At 58.9% G+C, this 21,574-nt stretch carries 8 protein-coding genes; 4 read left to right on the top strand and 4 right to left on the bottom strand.

From position 1 onward, the window contains the following. The first annotated feature begins 235 nt into the window (after positions 1–235). The 3 genes from B5D61_RS02265 (at position 236) to proC (ending at position 14,160) form a co-directional block, all read left to right on the top strand. On the top strand, positions 236–11,884 hold the full coding sequence (locus tag B5D61_RS02265; RefSeq protein WP_078811658.1) for an autotransporter-associated beta strand repeat-containing protein: 11,649 nt from the start codon (positions 236–238) through the stop codon (positions 11,882–11,884). A gap of 125 nt (positions 11,885–12,009) precedes the next feature. After that, positions 12,010–13,311 carry a DUF5722 domain-containing protein gene (locus tag B5D61_RS02270; protein WP_078811659.1) on the top strand — a complete coding sequence of 434 codons (1,302 nt, stop codon included), beginning with the start codon at positions 12,010–12,012 and terminating at the stop codon, positions 13,309–13,311. Between the two features lie 42 nt (positions 13,312–13,353). Continuing rightward, a complete protein-coding gene (gene proC, locus B5D61_RS02275) occupies positions 13,354–14,160 on the top strand; it encodes a pyrroline-5-carboxylate reductase (protein ID WP_078811660.1) in 807 nt (268 codons plus the stop codon). Between the two features lie 13 nt (positions 14,161–14,173). Here the strand turns inward: proC and B5D61_RS02280 are convergent, their stop codons facing one another. Together B5D61_RS02280 and recJ are read right to left on the bottom strand one after the other, a co-directional pair. After that, a complete protein-coding gene (locus B5D61_RS02280) occupies positions 14,174–17,206 on the bottom strand; it encodes an ABC transporter substrate-binding protein (RefSeq protein WP_078811661.1) in 3,033 nt (1,010 codons plus the stop codon). An 81-nt stretch (positions 17,207–17,287) separates the two neighbouring features. Further along, positions 17,288–19,015, bottom strand: coding sequence for a single-stranded-DNA-specific exonuclease RecJ (gene recJ / locus B5D61_RS02285; protein ID WP_078811662.1), 1,728 nt, complete (start codon positions 19,013–19,015; stop codon positions 17,288–17,290). 70 nt (positions 19,016–19,085) lie between these two features. Between recJ and B5D61_RS02290 the strand changes: the two genes are divergently transcribed. After that, positions 19,086–19,583: a DUF3592 domain-containing protein gene (locus B5D61_RS02290; RefSeq protein WP_078811663.1), complete on the top strand. Its 498-nt coding sequence runs from the start codon at positions 19,086–19,088 to the stop codon at positions 19,581–19,583. A gap of 246 nt (positions 19,584–19,829) precedes the next feature. On the opposite strand, the gene fmt is transcribed toward B5D61_RS02290, so the two are convergent. After that, positions 19,830–20,777, bottom strand: a complete 948-nt coding sequence (gene fmt / locus B5D61_RS02295) for a methionyl-tRNA formyltransferase (protein WP_078811664.1) — start codon at positions 20,775–20,777, stop codon at positions 19,830–19,832. Between the two features lie 27 nt (positions 20,778–20,804). Further along, positions 20,805–21,434 (bottom strand): adenylate kinase family protein, encoded by a 630-nt coding sequence (locus B5D61_RS02300; protein WP_078811665.1) that lies wholly within the window; start codon positions 21,432–21,434, stop codon positions 20,805–20,807. Positions 21,435–21,574 lie beyond the last annotated feature (140 nt).

A 21,574-nucleotide genomic window follows, 5' to 3' on the forward strand; every position in this document is an offset into this window, starting at 1 on the left:
TTGAGACGGTCTCTGGCAACCTTGGAGTGATAAAGCTTTGGCGTATCGAAAGGTTTCTATCCTTTGTTGGTTGGCTAGTCATTGCTTAGCCTTGCGCAAGCCATCGTCTAATAGCCGGATAGCGGCAAATCAGATCAAAATTTGAGAGCAAAATAAATCAGCGGAGACCTCCACTCCTCTGACCACCTGTCAGGCAACAGGTGGAAAACACTCCCAAAAACTCGATCTGACCACCATGAAGAAACCTCATCTCGACCTCCGACGACTAGGGCGTCTGGCCTTGATTTGTAGCCTTGTGAGCTGCGCTATAAACACGGCATTCGCACAAACCACGGGGTCTTGGAATTCCGATACTTCCGCCAACTGGAGTGATACCACACGTTGGTTGAACGGCACAGTTCCGAATGGGGTGGATCACATCGCGCAATTCAATTTCCAGATCAGTACCAATCGCACGATCACACTGGATTCCGGGGTCGGTTCAGCGGTCACTTTAGGGGGGCTCAGGTTGGGGGATGTGTCTGGGGGCAGTGGCTACACCATCAGCGGTGGGACCCTGACCTTCGAAGCCTCTGCGGGGAATGCCTTCATCACAAAGCTGAACAAGGGCGGGAATGATACCATTGCCTCCACCATCCGCCTGAACAGTGCGGTGGACGTCGAGGTGCAAGACACCAATTCCAACAGTCAGGGGATCATCTTTTCCGGGTTGGTGACCGGTGGCACCTCCGGGGTCCCCATCATCAACTTCAGCGCTCTCAATGCCGATACCTCGGTGCGTTGGCTCTTGATCAACCGGAACACCAATGACTTTGCCGGTCAGATCGTGGTCAATTCGGGTTTGCTACGTCTGGAGGGCGGAGCGCGCAATACCACGTCCAACACCTTCGGTGCTAATACTGCGGGTCTGCGCGGGGTGGGCAATGAAACCATCATCAACAACGGTGGCCGCGTGGATCTGCGGGACAGCGACTACGATGTGCAGGCGGATGATACGGAGATTTTCTCCATCGCTGGAGCCGGACCTAACAATTTGGGTGCCCTGGTCAATACCTCTTCGACAGGCACCTTGTCGCATTTGATCCTGGCAGAGGATGCCACCGTGGGCGGCTATTCTACCATCGAGTTACGCCCTCACCTGAATGCTGCTGGAGATACCACCATTGCCGCTATTCTGGACATGGGGGGAAATGATTTCACCAAGATCGGCACCAACACGTTCATCATTGATAACGCGGATATTCAAAACAAGACCGGTTCCTCCTGGAATATCCACGAAGGCACCCTGCAGTTCCGCAATCGCGGGTTGATGGCCGGTGGGCCAAGCTCTAATAACAACGTGGATGGAATGACCTTCAATGTGGGTTACTACAGAGGCACCTTCGATGGCGTGGATCTGACCAATGGCAGTCGCACGTCAGATCCCTTTAACCCCAATCGCACCAATAGCGATCTAGCGGGCAATGCAGTGGCAGCAGCCCGCGTGACATTCCGCACAGACTGGGGAACAGGCAATACGCATCCTGCCAATACGAAGGTGACCGAAACCTTTGATGGCCTAACGTTCAATTTGAACAACGGATCTCTGGTTCGTGAAGGCAATACCGAGGCGGGGCGCATGTTTGATCAAATCTTCACAACGACCACCACATTCAATCTGGTGGGCGGAGATCTGAGCGGTAACATCTTTAACATGAGCGGCGGCTCCGGCGGTTACAACAGCGCCACGGCCACTTATGATCATCCTGGTGTCACGGAGATCCAGGGACAGATCGATAACACTTCTGGCGAGAATGACGGTACCGGCTTCACCAAGCGGGGTAACCGTGAGCTGCGTCTCACCAATAGCAACCCCAACTTCAAAGGGGAGGTGCTGGTCAAACAAAACACCGGGCGTTTCATGCCTGCCCAATACAGCACCAGCTCTCCCACTACGGGAGCACCGGAGTCGCAGTATTTCAGCATGTCTCTGGCCGGTGCAGACGGTGGCCTGAACCAGGCTAGCTCCATCACGCTGACACGCTGGGGTTCTCTGGCCCTGTTGAACAATTCCACCAATCCTGTCTTCAACAGCGTCAATAACAATGACCGCTTGAATGACAATGGGCTGCTGAATTTGCGTAACGGTTTCCTCATCATGGAAACGGACGCCTTCGATGCGAATACGGAAAACTTCGGCAACGTGGTGGCGGATCTCGGCACCAACTACCTTTTCCTCGACACTCGTGCTGGCGGTCAGTTCGATGGCAGCTTTGAGTCGCTCGATTTCAACAACGGCGGAGTGCTCAAGATCTACAACATGAACGGCAATCATGTCTGGGGCACGCAGGCCACGGATGATCGCTTGCAACTGAATAACACAGCGGGCCTGCCGTTAGTCGGCAGCAGCAGCCCTGGCAGTAACACCCAGCAGGTCATCCCTGGCCTCTTTGGCGGCAGTCTGCCCGCCAGCTTCGTGGCTACCACGGGGCTGCCTGTAGCGCGCACGGACTACACCATCCAGAATGCCTATGCTTATGGTGGTTCTGGCATCGGATTGATGACGCTTGATAACGGCTATCTGCGTCCTCTGACCGCTTCGGAATACAGCGTGGGCGACACACCGGTGGCTAACTCGAACTGGCTTGTCGATCGCTACATCCCTGCGGGCAATGCCTCCGACCGTGCGAACTACGAGCAGAGAAACATCACCAGTGATGTGACCGTCAATTCCTTGACCATTGCCTTCAATCCGACGTCTTCGGGTCAACTTGACCCCACCGCCGCACGTGACTACATCATCATCGAGCCCGGCAATACCCTGACGATCAACTCCGGCATCATCAACTTCGCTTCCTTCATCGAATCGGTGAACTCCAATGCGGAGGCGATCATTCGTGGGGGTTCCTTGGACATGAATGGGCAGGCAGCGATCATCAACTCGGCTTTGACGCGCCATGATCTGGATGCCAACAGCGGCACCTTCACCACCTTCATGCCAGGCAGCAGCGCCTTTATGCGCAGCAACATCATCAATGCGACGGATCTGGTCAAAACCGGGCGTAACAATTTGTATCTGGAAACCTGGAACGACATCACTGGCAATATTTACGTGGGTGAGCAAGCTGGGCTCTATGTGCGCCATCCCGGCGCGTTGGGTGAAGGAGCTGCCGGACGCGAATTGGTGATCGGCGGGGCTGGAAACCTCTACCTGGAATACGGCACCAACATCAGTGGCGTCGATCTCCGCGTCACCAATTCCCTGGATACCTCACGCACCGTTCTGCGTGCGGAAGGCACCACCCACAGCACCTGGGGCGGAGACATCATCATGGACATTGCCGACCAAGCCGGTTCAGGTGAGTTCCAAGCCAATGTGATCACGGCTCGCAACAACGGCACGCTGACCATCTCAGGCAATATTTATACCGCCAACAATGAGAACTACACGGACAACGATACCTGGAATGATCCGGCGATCCTGTCCACCGCCATCGGTGAACGTGGGACCATCAATCTGAAAGGCCAGGTGCGGGATACGGTAGATGGGCCGCTGGCGAATGTCGGTGCTACAGGGGATAGCGCCACACGTCTGGACCGCAATCACTCGATGGTGTTCCAGATGCGCGGTCACGATGAGATCAACGTGAATGCCTTCCAACAATGGGATGCTACGGGCTCCCTCTTTGCCACCCAGGGTTACTTCCGCATCATGTATGATCCGAATGCGGCTGGGCTGGATGGGGTCGGTTTTCACACCGATGCCGCCCGTGCAGGGATCTCCCAAGATAACCAGTGGAACCAAATGTGGTTAGGTGGGATTCAAAACTTTTTGGGCATTGCCAACTCAGCGACGAATGCCTATCACGGACACGTCTTCCTGACGCAGCCGGATCAAGTGCTGAACTTTGCCGACCGCATCAACATCAGTAACAACAACCGCAACCACACGCTGACGCTGGGCGGTGAACACACGAGCGGCACCGCCTATATTGGCAGTCTGGATAACACCACCGGTTACCGGATCTTGTTTCAAAACTCCAACACGGAGCGTGACCTGCGTTTCCTCCAGGCCAAAGGTGGCACACTGGTGGTGAATGCCCGTCTGGAGGATGGGAACACCACGGCGGATAGCTTTAACTCCACCGTCTCCATGGTGGGGCCTGGCACGGTCGTCTTTAATCGCAGCACCCTCGGCAGTTACACGGTTGACCGCTGGAATTTCATGGCCGGTAAAGCCGTCTGGAATGAGATGACGGGCAACAACCAATTTGCCCGCACTCGCAGCACCGGCACGAATGCCATCGCCTCTGTTTCTACTTGGGGCGGCGGTCATCTGGAGCTCAGTCCACAGGCTTCCACACGCACCCAAACTTTGGACGGTAATATCTACCTCTTGAACGGTGCGAGCATGATCACCGTGAATCCTAGCACCATTCTTGCCCTCGGAAGCACTAATTCTGGTCGCACCTTCACACGTCGTTCAGGCTCCTCTCTGGCGTTCTTGGAAAACGGCAACGGTGCGGTAACTTTGAATGCACCTGGCATCTCGACAACGGCAGGTGATTTCCTGGGCACCTGGGCTGTGTATGGCGACTCCACCAACGGTGTTATCCACTGGGCAGGTCGCCAGAGCACCAACGGCATTCAGGCCTTTGCCGCCTATGACGCGGATAATTTCACCGCCACCAGCCACACGAATCTGACTGCGGCGACGGTGCTGGCTGCCGATACGGAAACCAGCACACTGCGTTTCAACGATGCGGTGAATCTGGACGTCGGCGCAGGCAACAAGCTGACTCTGAATCAAGGCGGTTTGCTTGTCCCAGCGACGATCACGGGGGATATCGCCATCACGGGTGGCAGCCTCACCAGCACCTGGTCGGCGGGCAGCAGCGATTTGATGCTGTATAACTATGGCCAGGGTAAAACCACCATCGGCTCAGTGATCACGGATGACGGCAGCAATCGCGTGAATCTCGTGCATGCGGGCAGCGGCACGACCGTCTTGACCGCTGACAACACCCTGACAGGAGAGGTTTATCTCAACAACGGCGTCCTCCAGATCAGCAGTGACTCACAGCTCGGCCAGGTGGATGGTGCCATTTCCCGCATCATTCTGGTGGCAGCAGGGAGCAGCTACTCCAACGGCACGAGTGGAAACCCAGTCACCATCTCGGGCGGTGGCACGGGCTCAGGCCTCTCCGCGACTTTCAATACCGCTAGCAACAGCACGGCGAGCAGTCGCGTGGTGAATAACATCACCGTGGCCAATGGCGGCAGCGGCTACAATGATGGCATCTACGTCACGCTCAACGACGGCACGGGCTCCAACGGCAGTGCCTGGGCGGTCCTGGATAGCGGGAATTTGCACTTCAACGGCGGTGTTTTACACGCCACTGAAAACATCACCCTCAATGGTGGTCGCACCATCTTCCTGGGTGGGAATGGCGGCACGCTGCGGGTGGAGCCAGGCAAGGTTCTAACTATCAATGGTTTCATCAGCGGAGAATACAACCACGTTCACTCAGGCAATGGTTACACGCAGTCCAACAGCCTGGGCAATGCGTGGGATGCCTCCTATGTGCGCAATCCTGACATTGGTGACTTGATCATCGACGGGGGGGGCACCGTGGTATTGACGGGCGCACCGGATGGCACGGTGCGTGGAAACATGTTCAACACCTATGGGGGCATCACCTGGATCAACGATGGTATCCTGAGCATCGCTGCTGCGGGCAGCTCGGCGGGAGCGGGCACCTTGGGCACGAATAACTCTTGGATCGATGGCACGGTGCTCGGCGCCACCGGCACCTTGGATCTGCGCACTACCTCAGATGCGACGATTCAGGAGTGGTTTACCCTCAATGGTCAGGGTTATCAGGACGCGGGGACCTTCCGCACGGTCGGCACGGCACGGGTCTATCGCCTCGCCGGTCAGGTGCAGATTCTGGATGATGCTCGTATCCAGCTCATGAATGGGTCCGACTTCCGCATCAATGAAAGCGGCGGTGACTTCTTTGGCAATGGCGATGTGATCCGCGTGGGCAGTGGTAACTTCCGGTTCTATGGCAACAATCCAGATTGGCATGGACGCTTCATCTCGGCCAGCGGCACCAGCTATGTGGCCAGCGCGGGTAACTTGCCGGGCATGACGGAGATGGTTCTCGAGCGTAACTCTATCTTCCTCTATTCTTCCGGCGGCACCTCGGTGGATGAGTTTCGGGATCGTCTGTCGGACGATCTGGCCATCGTCGGAGATGGTTATGCTCGGTTGCGCATGGATGCCACGGGCGGCGTGTTTTCCGGCATTGAAAAGGTGGGCACGATCACGGTTTTGGACGGCGTTTTAGGGATCGAGTATAACCTGGGTGCGGATACCATTAACAACGGAACGCGCCTCCAGGGAGACTACGCGGGCTGGCACTTCGATGAGATCGTGCGTCAGCCTGGGACCTCGGTGCATTTGCGTAACTTCGATGCCGACACGGATTTTGCCGGAGCTGACTTCACCACTGGGAATGTGAATGACAAAGCCGTGTTGATCGTGGATACTGCGCCGACTGTCTTCGGCTCTGGTAACGGCAGCAATGGCAACGCCCCAATCATTCAAGGCTTTTTCGGTGGCACTCGCACGGCATTGATCGCCAGCACGAATGCCACCAGCGTCACGGGTGGGGTCACCCAGCGTTATGATGAGTCTTACACCGCCAATCGGTTGGTCACGGTGGATACGGATGGCAATGGCCGGAATTACCTGCGGCCGCTCAAGGACTCGGAGTATGTCACGGTGGGCAATCCCGATACAGGCACCTCCAGCACGGTCTCTCTGGACAATCAACTGACGGCGGATCAGAACCTGCGCATCGTCGGCCGCACCTCGGATACCCTCACTTCAGGGCAGTTTGGCAGCACACGGCAAAACTCCATCCTCACCCTGAATCTGAATCAGACGGTGAATTCCCTCACCTTCAATTCAGACACCTATGTGCTGAACACGGTGGCTAACCCCACCTCATCCAGCACGCTGGGCGGGGACTACACGGCTCTGCATCTGGGCAATGGCACGACGATGACCGTGGCCTCCGGCATGATCCAAACTGCTAACTACGGGGTGTTGGATCGTGGTGGAAGTATCACCAACAGCAGCAATGCGAACTTGGATCTGCGTTCGCAGATCAATGGAGGTAAGCTCGACTTCGGTGGGCAGGAAGCTCAGATCTATGTGGGTGGCTTTTTCACACGTTACAACACTTCAACGCAGCAGAATGGTTACGAAGGCGTGGATGGAGATAACACCACCCTGACCATCGCTTCTGAAATCACCCATACCAACGGTCTGGTGAAAACAGGTCCGGGGGCCCTGATCCTCACAGGCAATAACAGCTACACAGGGAACACCTACATCAACCATGGCAGCATCTATGCACGCAGTGACTTCGCCCTGGGGCAGAGTGAAAACGTCTATCTCAGTGGTGCGGGCAGCATGGTGGTGAGCAATGGTGTGACGGTGACGGGTGTGGATCTTCACGTGGGCAAGATCAGCGGTAACAACTTGGCCATGGCTCTGGAGCAGGGCGCGACCTGGGGTGGCAACATCATCTTGGACAACGTGGACAGCGCCGGAGCCACGGGCTACACCCGTAACTTCATCCCGCGCGTTTACACGAACAACACCAACATCGGCAGCATCCTGGGAGATGTCTATGGAGGGAGCACTGCGGTGGCGGGAGCCTTGGGCACCGAGTCACGTATCTTCACCACCTACACCGGTGCCGGTGGTATCTTGGACTTCAAAGGCAGCATTCGGGATTCGGTCGGCGGCGCCGTGGGATCACCCATCACTGCGGCGAATCAAAACCAAGTGCTGCGTATGGAAGTGATCGCCACCACGAACGAAGCGAACGTCCAGCTCTGGCAGCAGTATGACTCCGCTGGCCAGATCATCCTGAAGCGTGGTTACCTCCGCTACTCGGGCACTGGAGACTTCTACACCACGGCGGCAGCCTCGGCTCTGAATCCCGACAATCCGATGTCGGGACTGCACATGGGCGGACGCGGGCTGATCGCCAGCGGTGACAGTGATGGTCAAACCACCTCGAATCTCGCCTTCGTGCTCGCCAATGAAGGATCGGTCTTTAACCTCTCCTCCTGGACTGTGGGAGGGGACACCACGGATCCTGACAATCTCTTCGGCTCTGGCAACTGGGGCCGTGGCAATACTACGGGGAACTCCATGATCGGCGGTGAAAACCGTTCTGGGGAAGTGGTCTTTGGCACCGGCAGCGGCACCATCAAGTTCACCCCTTACCTCACGGTGACCGATCGCGATCTGCGACTCTATGCCGCACCAGGCGGTGAAGTGAGCATCCGCGCCAACTTTGTCGATGGTGGCACGGTGGCGAATGGGGTGAATACCTCCATCACCAAGATCGGAGCTGGCACGGTCAATCTCCAAGGCTCCACGGCCGGAGCCAGCACGGTGGAAGGCGTGAATGTGATGGGCGGTCTCTTGCTGCTGGAAAACTACGATGTGAATCCTGACCGCCGAGTCGGGCTGGATGCCAAGCTGCTCATGGGCGGCGGTGTCTTGGCCTTGGCGAATGCCGGGCAGGAGAGATTCAGCACTCTCACCCTAACGGCGGGTGGTTCAGGTCTGGCCTCAGCAGGGAGTGGTTTGCTGGAGATCGGTAGCCTGGGCACACGCAGTGCCGGGGCGACTCTGCACTTCCAGAGCATCGCAGGAGGCACACTCCGCGTGGGCGGCTTGGCCGATGGCACGCGCTTGGATTCCTACGCGACTTTTGGTGCGGCATTGGACGCCACGCCGACAGCGACAGGCTGGGCCATGGCGAACGCCTCAGGCGATGTGGTCGCCTTCACTGGATATTCCACAGACGGCTTGGGAGCCGGTTTGCATACCGATCTGACTGGAGCCGCTGTGGTCGCAGGGACGACGGAGTCTGTGCGCTTCAATACCGCCGGTGCGGCCTTTGCCAGCGGGGCGCTGACGCTCAATGACGGTGGCTTGCTCTTCACCAACAACTACACCGGAGGCATCGCCATCGCGGATGGTGTGACGGTGACGGCAGGCGCAGGCAAAGACCTGATCTTGCACAACTACGCTTCAGACGCGGTCACCATCGCAGGCAGCATCACGGGCAGCCAGAACGTGATCTTCACGGGGGTGGGCACGACGGTGCTGACGGGTAGCAACAGCTACAACGGCACCACCTACATCACCGGTGCGGCTACCCTGGCCATGGATGGAATCAGCCGCCTCGGCAGCGGCGCTCTGCACATGAATGGCGGCACGCTGAACCTCACCGGCACAGGCACGGATACCCTGAGCGCGAACGTCACCCTGGGCAGCGGTGATGGAACGGTGGAACTGGACGACGCCTCGAAGACTCTGGTGCTCCGCGGCGTGATCTCGTCCGAAGCCAATCCGGTGGCTACTCTGACGAGCAACCCCAACAGCGGTGGTTTGCAGATCATGGGCACTGGCACGGTGCAGTTCGGCTCCCGCACGGATGGTGGGACGCTGGTGGGGGTGGCCAATACCTATACCGGTCTTACGGTCTTGGGAGATGGTGCCACACCGCTCACCATCAGCCTGCAAGGTGGCGGTGCCAATAACGCCCAGCACACGCCTTTCGGCACCACCGACTCGTGGACCGATGGCACGATCGTGCGTAACAACGTGACGCTGGAATTTGCTCCTCAGCAGGCTGGCGGAGCAGGGAATGACCAAGTGCGCTATCGCGAGTGGTTCCAGTTCGGTGAGCAGGCTGGAGATCAAGTTTATTTCCAGCACACCACGGCCCGTCAGATCGCCTTGGATGGTTTCTACAATATCGTCGGTGACCTCCACATCCACACGCAAAACGCCACTCTCACTGGCGGGGGCACCGCCAACCGGGATGTGTATTTCAACCCCAATGAAGGTGGGTTCTTCGGGGCTGGTGACATCATCAAGACCGGCGCGGGCAACATGTATTTCTTCAACAGCATGATCGACTGGACGGGGGATTTGGATCTGCGTGAGGGTCTGGTCATTCAGAACTCCTACCCCGGCGAGCCACTTGAAAGCACGGGTAAAATTTTGTTAGGCGATCCGACCGGAACCTCCACAACCACAACTCAGTATCGTGTGCAGACCCGCTATGGTAACAGCACCACTGCCCTGGATAGTGGGCGTCAACGTTTCATCATCGGTCGCGATATCAGCGTTCGGGATGACCTCCGGCAAGAGATCCGCATCGGTGCCAGCTACTCCTCCGAGATTCAGGTGGAATACACCGGTAATATCTACCTCGGCTCGGGCAGCACCGGGGGCAGTGATAGCAATGGCCGGGTGCGCTTCTACTATGAAGACACCACCGGTTATGATGCCACTCTCGTGGGGCATCAGCAGCATGCGCTCTTGATGTTCACTGGCAATTTCAGTGGATCAAACAACCTGATGCTGGATGCCAACGAAGGCGGCAGTGCCAATGATGACGTGAACGATCAGTTTGTGACCTTCCTCTTTAGCGGTGATAACAGCGCTTACACGGGTAAGCTCACTATCGGTGCAGAAACTGGCGTTTCGTCTGGCAGCTTTGACCGCGATGACAACGAGATCTTCCGAATCGGCTCGAGCAAAGCTCTGACCGCAGCCAATATTGTGGAGATGCGCAATCACACCACCTTCCAGGCGGGCGGCAATGACGTGACGATTGGTGGTTTCATCGCCAATGATGGAACCAGCGCCAGCGGGCTGTATTCCTTCACCAGCCCCACGTGGGATAGCACTCGCCAGACTTCGGCAGATCTGGATATCGATGGCACGAACTTACCGGTGGGTCGCAGCACGGCGATTGTCGAAAACGCTTCTGCCACCCCGGGCACCCTGCGCATCACCCAGGAGGGTGAGAGTGTGTGGGATGTGTATTTCCGGGATGGCGTGCCCTCCGAAGTGGTGGAAGATCGCTCCCTACCAGGAGCTTCTCTCAGCCTAGATAAGCGCGGCTCAGGCACCGCTGTCCTGTCGATCTTCAATGACTACACCGGCGCGACGACGGTCAGCGAGGGTAACCTCCAGGTGGGCCAGGGTGGCACAGGTGAATGGATGGTCGTTTCCCAAAACAGCGTTGCCGTGGCCACCAGCGGCACCAATAGCAACCGGGCCTTTGGCAGCACGGGTACGGGGCTCACAACCGTCATGGCTGGTGCCATGCTCAGCGGTTCTGGCCATGTGCGGGGCAGCCTCGTCGTCAATGGTACGCTGGCACCCGGGGATGCGGTGGCAGGTATCGGCGGAGATGGGTTGAGCACCCTTCATATCGGGGATGGTTTTGGGGGGAATCTGACCCTCAGTGCCGGGGCGATCCTGTCCATGCAGGTCGCCACTTCAAGTGCCTTCGATGCTCAATTGAGAGCTGGTAATTACATGATCGGTGGCCCCGACTATGAGCTTTACATGAGCTACTTGGCAGACTTTAACCCTGGAAAAGCTGCCCCGTATTACTTCGGTGAATCCGGTAGCCACATCGCCACTGGCATCCATGATCACCTCGAAATCAGTGGTGACATCATCTGGAACGGAGACCGAGTGGAGGTGATTCCTACAGGCACCTTCAATCCTCAAGCGGGTGACATCTACAATCTCCTCGATTGGTATGGGGTCTCGGATTGGGGTAGCTTCGATACAGGTGGTCGCTATCTCGTGGGCAATGGCGATGACAATGCCAACCTGTGGCTGCCGGATCTCTCAGCTCATCCAGAGCTTCGCTGGGATACCGGTTTGTTCACCACCCATGGCATCCTGGTCATCTCCAATATCGTCCTCGTGCCTGAGCCCAGCCGTGTGCTTCTGCTACTGGCCGGGTTGAGCTTCGTTGGTTTCCGTCGGCGCAGATAGACAAGAGGCGTTTTGTTTGGCGTGGTCGTGATGGGGGATGGGTGGTTCTACCACCCATCCCTTTTTATTGCGATGGGTGAGAACTTTCTCAGATCATACGTAATCTGCGGCCTCATCATTTGTTTATGCGGCGTTTTATTCTTTCGGTTTTGCTCGGCATCGGGGTGGTTCAGGCGGAGGTCAACTCCGAGGCCTTTCCTCAGGCACCCAACATCAAGGGCCTTCAGGTGCAGATGGTGGCAGATGCGTTGGAACTCGGTATCCACCATGCCGGTATCAATGTAAACTTGAGCGCACTATTGGATCTCGAGCAGAAGCCCGGGCATTCCGTGTGCACGGTGGAGGGACATCGATTTGCATTCAATGACGAGTATCTGGCGTCGCTGGATCGGCAAATCCAACCGCTGTCCGAGCGTGGCGTTATCGTTTATTTGATCCTGATCGCCTATCCATCTCAAGAAGCAGCGCGGGATACCATCGTGATCCATCCCTCCGCCAGGGCAGATCACAAGTATAGCGTGGGAGCTTTCAATAGCGTGACGCCGATGGGGCGTGCCTATCTACGTGCGGTGATCGAGCTGCTGGCAGAGCGATGGTCTGGAGCTCATCCAGAAAAGGGACGTGTGTGGGGCTGGATTGTCGGCAATGAAGTCAATTCTCATTGGCTCTGGTATAACCTGGGGGCGATGCCCTTGGAGCAGGCGGCGAGTCATTACGAGACCGCCTTCCGCATCATTCATCAGGCCGTACGGAGTGCTTCTCAGCAGGCGCGTTTGTATGTGTCCTTCGATCATCATTGGGCTCAGGCCATGGCAGGCATCAGTGTCCAGGAGGCCACCGCGGGCCGAAATTATCTGGATACCTTCGCACGGTTGGTTCGGGAGCGTGGCGACTTGGATTGGCATGTGGCTTGGCATCCTTATCCAGAGGATCTGGGAAACCCGCGTGCTTGGGCGGACCAGACGGTTACCACCACCAATGACAGTCCTAAAGTCACCTTCAAGAACCTGGAAGTGTTGCCTCGGCATTTGGCTCGGCCTGAGCTGCTCTATGAAGGCAAACCAAGACGCATCATTCTCTCCGAGCAGGGGTTTCATACCCTCGCTATCCCTGAGGGGGAAAAGCTCCAAGCGGCTGCCTACGCCTATGCTTGGGAGAAGTGCCGTCTTCTGCCCACCGTGGACGCCTTCATCTATCACCGCCATGTGGATCATTCTCAGGAAGGCGGTTTGCGTCTGGGCTTGTGGCGTAACGTGCCGGGCAGCATTGCTGATCCCGAGGGGAAGAAACTCCTGTGGAATCTGTTTCAAAAAGCGGGCACCGACCCATGGCGCGTCGCAGCGGATGCTTGCCTCCCCATCACCGGGCTCCAAGCTTGGCCTCAGGCCGCTCCGTCAACCGATCATCCCTCGGAACCGGAGAGATGATCTCCTCTTGCGTGAATCGCCGGTCTCCGCCACCATCGCGCCATGTTGAAACTCGGATTGATCGGCTGCGGTAAAATGGGCGGCGCGCTCCTGCGCGGTGTGGAAAAGGCTTTGGGCCAAGCGGAACTCTCAGTGGCGCTCAGTGACGTGGTGCCTGCCGCTGTGGATGCTCTGCGCCAATCCCTGGCCTGCACCGCTACGACCGGCACACCGGCGGAGGTGGCGGCAGCCTCAGACATCATCCTGCTGGCCGTGAAGCCTGGGGATATGAAGACCCTCTGCGAGAGCTTAGCCACCGTCTCTGGCAGCCGTCTCTACATCAGCATCGCCGCAGGTATTTCGTTGGCGAATTTGGAAGCTTGGTTGGGGGGTACACAGCGGGTCATCCGCTGCATGCCGAACACTCCCGCTCTGGTGGCGACGGGTGCGGCGGCTTTCGCGCGAGGGGCCCTAGCCACACCGGCGGATGCTGAGCAGGCGGTGAAGATCCTTGGCAGTGTCGGCACGGCGGATGAGGTCTCCGAGAAGCTACTGGATGCGGTGACCGGCCTCAGCGGCAGCGGACCAGCTTATGTTTATACCGTCATTGAGGCCCTCGCCGATGGAGGCGTCCTGATGGGGCTACCCCGAGCGGCGGCGTTACGCCTCGCAGCACAGACTGTCGCGGGTGCAGCTCAGATGGTGATGGAAACTGGCAAGCATCCCGGTGTATTACGGGATGAAGTCACCAGTCCAGGGGGCACCACGATTGCAGGGCTGGAGCAGTTGGAGGCCCATGGTCTCCGCCATGCCCTGATGCAAGCCGTGCGTAAAGCCACCGAGCGCAGCAAGGAACTGGGTGCTAACTGAGATCGGGAATGGTTTAGGCCTTCTCATGCAGGAGGCGCTGGACTTCCTGCAGAAGTTGCGCGGCGGTGTAGGGCTTGCGCAGGAGTACGGCCTCATCCGATAGCACGGATTGGCGGCGGAAGGTCTCTGCGGAATAACCGCTGGTGTAGATGACCTTGACTTCAGGTTTTTGAAGCATCAATTGTTGGGCTAGTTGATGGCCGGTCATGCCGCCGGGCATCACCATGTCGGTGAGTACGAGATCCACATTCGCGCGGATCTTGGGCCAGAGCGCCAGGGCTTCCGGGCCGTTGATGGCCTCGTGCACTTGGTAGCCATGGCTGGTGAGCACATGTTTCACGATGTTTCGCACCGTGGCTTCATCCTCCACGACCAGGATCGTGGCCGTGCTGCATGGTGTGGTGGGCTTAGGTGGAGCGGGCTCTTCTGGGGCGGTGGGTTGCACAGGTGTGGCCAGTAAAGGGAAGAAAACGCAGAATGTCGAGCCTGCACCTTCTTGACTGTCCACGGTGACCCAGCCGTGATGCTGCTGGACGATGCCGAACACGGTGGCCAGGCCGATGCCGGTGCCCTGGCCCACTTCCTTGGTGGTGAAGAAGGGCTCAAAGATGCGCTCCAGGTGCTCCTCGGAGATGCCGATGCCGGTATCCCGCACCTCTAGGCAGACATAGGTGCCAGGCTCGGCGCCGACGGGGGCTTGCGGTGGGGTTTGCTTCAGCGGGAGCAGCCGGGTGGTGAGGGTGAGCGTGCCGCCTTTCGGCATGGCATCCCGGGCATTGACGGCGAGGTTCAGCACCACTTGCTCCATCATGCTGGCATCGGCATGCACCACGGGCGGCACGGGGCTGAGGCGCAGATTCACCTGGATGTGCTCCCCAATCAGGCGCTGGATCATCCGGTTCATATCCGAGACGACCTGATTAAGATTGAGTGAGACTCGGTTGACGGGCTGCTGGCGGCTGAAGGTGAGCAGTTGGCTGGTCATACTGCCGGCGCGGTTGGCGGCGTCCAGGATCTCATTGAAGGCCCGGTTGATCATTTCCGGCGTCATCTTCATGATCTTGGGCAGGGAGGCATTGCCCTGAATGACGGTTAACAAATTATTGAAATCATGTGCCACGCCTCCGGCGAGTTGGCCGATGGCTTCCATTTTCTGGGACTGGCGGAGCTGGTCCTCCATGTGTTTTTGCTCAGTGACGTCATCGCAAAAGATCGAAACGCCCGTGACCTCGCCGCCGTGGCGGATGGGGTTGAAGGAGGCTTGATAGACCCGGGCTTTTCCGCGCACTTCTTGGTCGAAGGTGGCCTTGAAGCGCTCGCCTTTCAGGGCTCGCTCATAGTGAGGGCGCCATTGGCTGAGGTGGCTCTCGGGCTCCACCTCCTCCACACGCAGCCCGGTCTGGGCCTTTTTACCGCCCAGGGTGAGGATGTGATCTTGATAGCGGGTATTGAAGGCGAGGTAGCGCAGGCGGGAGTCGAGGGACCAGATGGCACCGGAGCTATTTTCGAGCAGGGCCAGCAGATTGGATTCTGAAACGCGGCGGGCATCCTCGGCGCGTTTGCGGTCTGTGATGTCGTAGCCTTCCACCATGAGGTAGTGCAGCTTAGCGTCCTCCGTGCGCACGCCGCGCATGGAGAAGTCGATCACATGGGCGGCACCGGTGCGATCCAGGTGCGCGGTTTCAAAGCGCACGCAGTCCTGCCCCTGCTGGATCTGCTGCACGGCGCGGCGGAGTTTTTCCTGCTCGGTGGTGGAGTGAGCCCACCAGGCGGTCTCCCAAAACCATTTTCCCAGCACAGCTTGGCGCTCCACGCCGGCAAAGGAGAGGGAGGTGCTGTTGGATTCGAGGATGCGGCCTTCAGCATCCAGCAGTCCCTGGAGGAGAAAGGTGTTGTCGAGGATGGAGGACAGCTTGTGCTGGCTTTCTTTCACCTCCCGGGTGCGCAGTTCCACTTCATGGCGAAGCTGCACCGTCCAGAGGGTGGAGAGTCCGACGATCACCCCCAGCACAACTAGGCCCCACAGCAGGGGGCGCAAGTCAGGCGCGAAGACGGAGGAGAACATGAAGCCATCCAGGTTCGCCACCTTTTTGACAATGCCGGTCTCCACGAAGGCGTGAGCGATGCGCTCCCACCGGCCTGCGTTCATGTGGCCGAGCTCCACGAGATCGGCCTGGATGAGCGGCACCATTTCCCGGGCTTCCGTGGTGAGGTGTTCGCGGGTGATGCCGCGCTCTTTCACGCCCGGCATGATCAGGATGCGTTCCACCATTTCCTCAGGATTGGCCATGGCATACTCCCAGCCTTTCATGGAGGCCTGGACAAAGGCGCGCACCAGAGCCGGGTCACGCCTCACCAGCGCCTCCGTGGTGAAAAGGGTGTCTCCATAGAAATCCACGCCGTAGTCACTGAAGCGGATGCTGGAAGGCTCATGCCCTAGGAGGCGTAGCTGGGTCGGCTCCACGGTGCTGTAGGCGGAGATGGCATCCACCTTGCCTTCGATGAGATCCCGGTTGTTCCAGGTGTGAGGTAAAAAATTGATGCGCCCGCCGGGGAGCCCCTCCCGCATGATCATGGAGCGCACCTCCGCCTCCCCTTGATCGGTGGAGACCATGACGCGCTTGCCCACCAGGTCGGAGGGCTTGGTGATGCCCTTGGAGGCTAAGCTGAGGAGGATGTAGGGCGAGTGCTGAAAAATGGCCGCACAGACCACCACCGGCTTCCCCTGAAGGCGGGCCAGCAGCACATCACAATCCGTCACGCCAAAGTCTGCCTCTCCCGCGAGCACGGAGGAGAGAGAACGACGGCTGGGGTTTCCCTCCCTCAGCTGCACATCCAGCCCCGCCTGCTGGTAGTAGCCCTGGCTCTCTGCGGCGTAGTAACCGGCGAATTGAAACTGGTTATGCCATTTGAGCTGGATGGTGACCTTCTTGAGATTCGCTGATTCCGCTTCGGCTGCCGGGGTCACCGCTCCCATCCCCACCAGCGTGCAGAGGGCCGTCCAGCGCAAGATGCACTCAGCGGCAGAGCGGATTTCATGAATCATGATTATTTCCAATCACAATAAAGGAGCGGCGGCGTTCGGCAAATATCGAATCTGCATTCTGCATGCAACTCTCTGCTTCCTTCAGTCCACCTGAGCGGTGCGCACGGCATCCAGGGTGAGTTGCCACTGCTCCTCCCCACGCCAGAAGTTCCGCTGCACCCGCATGGCTACATCCCAGGGCGGCTTCGGCAGATTCTTCAGCGGCGCATTGAACCAGCGGGCCTCCATGCTGGCGCCATCCTGACTCAGCATCACGCGCAGATGTTTCTCTTTCATCAAGCGGCCCGGCAGACGCGGCATCACCCGGCGGCAGAGCAGCAGCGGCTCGTGATTGCGTTGGCCGAAGGGTTCCATCAGCTTGTAGTTGCGCAGGAACTCCAGGGAGAGATCCCGCAGACGCACCTCCACATCGATCTCCAGCACGGGCGTCAGAGCCTCGGTGCTGAGAGCGAGGCGGGCGGCTTCGGAAAAGCGCTCGCGGAAGACTTCCAGCTTGTCCTCATGCACGGAGACTCCGGCGGCCATGGCATGCCCACCCCCGCGCACGATGTGCTCGCGGCAAAATTCGATCGCCTCCACCAATGAGAAACCGGGGATGCTGCGGCCACTGCCCTTGCCCATACCGTTTTCATCGAAGGAAAACAGAATCGTGGGGCGATGCACGAGGCGGGAAATGCGGGAGGCGACGATGCCGACTACGCCCGGGTGCCATTTGCGCGAACCCAGCACCACAGCGGGGATATTGGCGAGGTCCCCCATGGCCAGGAGTTGCTGCTCCGCCTCGGTAAACACGTCCATTTCCACCGCTTGGCGGTCGCGGTTGTGGCTTTCCAGCAGGGCGGCGTATTCCGAGGCCACCAGCGGATCTTCCGCCAAGATGAGCTGGAGGGCGGTGGAGGCGGTATCGAGGCGACCAGCGGCATTCAGGCGCGGCCCCAAGCGGAAGCCCACATGATGCGTCTGGATGAAGCCATCCACACCGGCGGTTTCCTTCAGCGCCCGCAGGCCGATCCGCTCCGTCTGCGCCAGGGCCTCCAGACCACGACGCACCAGCAGTCGGTTTTCATCCACCAGCGGCACGAGATCGGCCACGGTGCCGAGGGCGACGAGGTCCAGCGCTTCCTTGAGATCGAAGTCGATGCGGCGGGTCTTCAGCAGCGCGTGCGCCACCTTAAAGACCAGCCCGGCGGTGCAGAAATAGTGGTAATCCTCGCCCAGCTTCGGATTCACCAGCGCCACACAAGGCGGGCGGCCAAAGGGCGAGAGCTCATGGTGATCCACGATCACGCAATCCACCCCCTGCTCCTGGAGCCAGGTCAGTTCCTTGATCGAGGTGGTGCCGCAGTCCAGGGCGATGAGCAGATCCGGCTTACCAAACTCCTCAAACAGACGTGCGAAGCCGTCCATGCTCAGGCCATACCCCTCATCCATACGGGAGGGCAGGAAGAGATGCGTCTGCAAGCCATAGGCTTTCAGAGTCAGGTGCATCAGTGCCATGGAGGTGACGCCATCCACATCGTAGTCCCCGTAGAGGGCCACGCGCTGCTTACCATCCACGGCTTTCAGGATACGCTCGACGGCCACCTTCATCTCCGGCAGCACCGTGGGATCTCCCAGGCTGGCCAACTTCGGCACCAGGAAATCCCGCACCTGCTCGGTGGTCTTGATATCGCGCTGAGTCAGCAGGGTGGTCAGTAACAGAGGCAGCCCTGTATCCGCCGCCAATTCCGCCGCTCCCTCGGGCACAGGCTTCAGCAGCCAGCGCGGAGGCAGGGTATTGGGTAGAGGGATTTCAGAGGCGAGGGCCATTATGTGACAAAGTGCAACTTCCTTGTATGCAGCACGTGCATGGGCTAGTCAAAGCATCCCTCCCCCTTTCATGTCTTCTTCCACAGATTCTTCTCTCTCGGGCCGCCTCTGGCTGGCTGGTATGGGCTTCTTCTTAGCGCTGGCGGGCCTGCTCTTTACCTGGGTGCTATGGACCGCCTGGCAGCGTGCGGAGGAGACCCGCAGCTGGGTGGCCACCCCATGCCGCATCATCTCCGCTCAGGTGGTGAGTGAGCGCCCAACACCCCATTCCAATCCGGCTTTCAAGGCGGAGGTGCGCTACACCTTCACTTATGAGGGGGAAACCCGCACTGGCTCTCACATCAAACGCGTGGACTCCGCCAGCCAGCATGAGGAAAACGCCCGCAAGAAGCTGGAGAGCTACCCGATCGGCCTGGATACGACCTGCTATGTCAACCCCGCCCAGCCGGCGCAGACCGTGCTGAAGCACGACACCCGCGCTGCCCTCTATTCCATCTGGTTTCCTCTCCTCTTCGTCTTCGGCGGCCTCGGCATGGCCTGGAATGCGGTGAGGGGGCAGCGGAGGTGAAGTGGAGCATTTCACGGAGCGTCCAGGAATGCGGTGGCAAGCGCTCAAGCGCGACACCGCTCCTGGGGATAGCCGCTTCCATCAAACTATCGTTTAGCTCAGCCACTGCCTTTCCTAGCGACTCAACAACACGGCCTCGTCTCGAGCGGTGTCGTCGAGGCAAGGGTTGCCCCTTGTCTCTCTGCCATCGCACTCCGGGACGCTCCGCGACAGCAATCGCGCCTCGCCCGTTTTCATCTGTTCAGTTCACCCCAGCACCGTCCCCACCTCCAGCGGCTTGCCGCGCAGGAAATCGCCCGCAGGGAGCTTCTTGCCGCCTTCGGCCTGCACTTCATCCAGGGCCAGGAGTCCTGAGCCGGTGGCGATGATGAGGCCGGTTTTGGGATCGCTGTTCACGATCGTGCCAGGAGCCGGGCAGGTTTCAGCTTCGGGGATGACATGGGCGCGATGCACCTTCAGCGGGGCGGGTTTCTCACCGCTGCCAGGCAGCAGGGTGAAGGTGCCCGGCCAGGGATTGTAGGCCCGGATAAGGCGCTCCAGTTCCACGGCACTGCGGGTCCAGTCCAAGCGACCGTCTTCACGCTTCAGCTTGCCACAGTGCGTGGCGTAGTCGTTCTCCTGAGGTTTACGCGGAGCTGGGCCGGAGGCGATGAGGTCCAGCGCTTCCTCCAGGCTGGCGGGAGCGGCCAGGGCCAGTTTGTCATGCAGGGTTCCGCCGGTGTCGCTGGGCTCGATGGTGACACGGTCCATCAGCAGGATGTCACCGGTGTCCAGCCCCTCATCCATGTGCATGATGGTGACGCCCGTTTCGGCATCGCCTTCACGGATCGTCGCCTGGATGGGCGACGCACCGCGATATTTGGGCAAAAGGGAGGCGTGAATGTTCAGGCAGGCGAGCTTGGGCACGTCCAGCACGGAGCGCGGCAGGATCTGACCATAGGCCACCACCACGGCCACGTCGGCATCATAGGCTTTCAGTTCCTCCACGGCATGGCGGATCTTTTCCGGCTGGAGCACGGGGATGCCTGCGGCCTGCGCCCGCACTTTCACCTGCGGAGGCGTGAGCACCAGCTTGCGACCGGCGGGTTTATCCGGCTGGGTGACCACGGCCACGACCTTGTGCTTCGGGGTATAGAGAAGCCACTCCAGCGAGGGCAGGCCGATGTCCCCGGTTCCAATGAAAAGGATGCGCATGAAATCAGATCAGGTTCCCAGGAAGGCTCAGATTTTCATCTGTTCGATGTCTCTCCAGGCTTGCAAGGTCATGACCCCGGCCAGGATATCGTAGAGCACCTTGGCAGGCGGTTGGCTGGCATCAATCTCGACAATGCGATCCCCGCTGTAGTAGTCCAGGATCGGCTTCGTCTCAGCCTCATAGGTGGCGAAACGGTGCTGAATGACCTTCTCGTTGGCGTCATCGAAGCGGTTGTCCTTCAGGGCACGCTTGCGCAGACGGCGGGCCAGTTCCGTGCGGTCGGGGCAGGAGAGGTGAAACACTTTCAGCACCTCGATATCCTCCTCCATGAATCGAGCCTGATCCACATTGCGCGGGATGCCATCCAGAACCAGGAAATCGATCTCCGGTTTGAATTGATGGGAGTCCACGCGCTGCTTGATGTTCGCGCGCCAGAGCTGCACCGTCACGTCATCGGGGACGAGCTCGCCACGGCTCGAGTATTCCACAAACTTCTGCCCCAGCGGCGTGCGGGTATCCAGAGAACGGAAAACGTCGCCACAAGCCAAATGATGAAAGCGTGGAATAGAGCCGAGCACCTTGCCCTGAGTGCCCTTGCCGCTGCCAGGAGCGCCAAGAATGAGGAGGGTGCGGAAACGAGGTTGAGATTCAGCCATGGTAAAGGGTGGAATACGCTCAATAGCACGCCGAGGTTGCTGTCACAAGGCAGGCTTGCGGCGAGTTTTAAGCCAAATGTCATCGGTTCAGCTCGGACATTTCCTTCAGGCATCTCGCCCGCTCTTTAGAAAAAGTCCCT

The sequence above is a fragment of the Prosthecobacter debontii genome (assembly GCF_900167535.1).
Lineage (GTDB): Bacteria > Verrucomicrobiota > Verrucomicrobiia > Verrucomicrobiales > Verrucomicrobiaceae > Prosthecobacter > Prosthecobacter debontii.